This window comes from Sphingomonas hankookensis (genome assembly GCF_022664465.1).
Taxonomy (GTDB): Bacteria; Pseudomonadota; Alphaproteobacteria; order Sphingomonadales; family Sphingomonadaceae; genus Sphingomonas; species Sphingomonas hankookensis.
Genome location: NZ_JAKREV010000029.1, coordinates 1 through 1,721, shown reverse-complemented (window position 1 = coordinate 1,721; position 1,721 = coordinate 1). Strand labels below are relative to the sequence as shown.

1 protein-coding gene is annotated in these 1,721 nt (G+C 60.5%); it reads right to left on the bottom strand.

Annotation, left to right across the window (positions count from 1 at the left end; translation table 11 throughout):
- Window positions 1-163: 163 nt before the first annotated feature.
- On the bottom strand, window positions 164-1,363 hold the full coding sequence (locus MF610_RS18955; RefSeq protein WP_242201906.1) for an IS256 family transposase: 1,200 nt from the start codon (window positions 1,361-1,363) through the stop codon (window positions 164-166).
- Window positions 1,364-1,721 lie beyond the last annotated feature (358 nt).

Below are 1,721 nucleotides of genomic sequence, written 5' to 3'. Positions count from 1 at the left end.
TGCCGTCAGCTGACAACAGCTTGACCGAAATGCCAGCCTGAGGATGCCCCTGCCGGGGCGTAGGCCGGATCATTCCGCTATGTCCGTTGCGAGAGGCGACACTGCCTGAATGCGCATAGAACATTGGGACTGTCAGGAATTTTGTGCGGGAGGCCGGTTATCGTCAGATGACGAAGCGCTCGCCGAAGATGACGGCGAACTGGCTTTTGGCCTCGCCCCATTCGCGCGGTGGTCGTTTCCATTCGTCCGCCGCGTGATTGAGCACCAGGTATAGCAGCTTCATAGCGGCATCGTCACCGGGGAAGTGACCACGCGTCCGGACGGCACGGCGGATCTTCGAGTTCAGGGCCTCTATGGCGTTCGTGGTGTAGATGATCCGGCGGACGCCCTCGGGAAAGGCAAAGAACGGGATGACCTGGTCCCAATGGCGCCGCCAGTTCATGGCGATGGCCGGGTGTTTCTGGCCCCAGGGACCTTCCTCGAACGCCTCCAGCGCCGCCATGCCGGCCTCGGGCGTCTCGGCACGGTAAACGCCGCGCAGCGCCTGGGCGATGAACTTGCGCTCCTTCCAGGACGCAAAGCTCATCGAGTTGCGGATCAGATGGACGATGCAGGTCTGGACGATGGCCTCGGGGAAGACGGCGTTGATCGCCTCCGGGAAGCCCTTCAGACCATCGACAACGGCGATCAGGATATCGGCGACGCCGCGGTTCTTGAGTTCGTTCATGACGCGCAGCCAGAATTTGGCGCCCTCGGTCTGCTCGATCCAGATGCCGAGCACCTCTTTCGTGCCGTCAGGCTGGATACCCAGCGCGATGTACACCGCCTTGTTCCGGACGAACCCCTCGTCGCGGATCTTCACTCGGATCGCGTCGAAGAAGACAAGCGGGTAGCAGGTGTCGAGAGGGCGGCCCTGCCATTCGGCGACCGCCTCCAGCACCGCATCGGTCACGGTCGAGATCAGGTCCGGCGATACGTCGATCCCGTACAGCTCCTCAAGATGCCCCCGGATTTCGCGCACCGTCATGCCGCGCGCGTACATCGAGATGATCTTGTCGTCGAAGTCAGGGAAACGGCGCTGGTATTTGGCGATGAGCTTGGGGTCGAACGTCCCCGCCCGGTCGCGCGGCACGTCCAGCGTCACCTTCGACGTCCCCGTCAGCATCGTCTTCCTCGACGACCCGTTGCGCCGGTTAATAGTGCCTGCGACGCCTTCGTTTTCCAGATGGTCGTCGAGCTCTGCCGAAAGCATCCGCTCCGACAGCGCCTTCTTCAGTTCGTCGAGCAGACCGTCCTTGGCGAACAGCTCTTGCGGGTCACGGCCAGCCAGAAGCTGGTCCAAAACGTCCTTGTCGATTGCCATATCGATGGTCCTTCCCATTCCATCCTATGGCCTCCCGCACAAAATTCCTGACAGTCCCTAGAACATTGGAAGATCCGCTTTTACGAAAACCCATCCTGCGGCGCCAAATGGCGACCGCGTAGACGACCATGTACCGGCAGAAGCAGTCATCAGATGATGTTTTTAACAGGTAGGAAATGCGCTCGATGAAATCTCCTTGACCCCACCGCGATTAGACGACGGGCACAGATATACGCTCTCATGACTGCCATCTGAGATGTTGGCCGAGTTTACTCCTCCGCTGACGTCAACGCCAGCGACTGTTTGAACCTTGGCGGGTGTGCCGCGGACTCCTGATCGACGACGATTGATCAAGCTC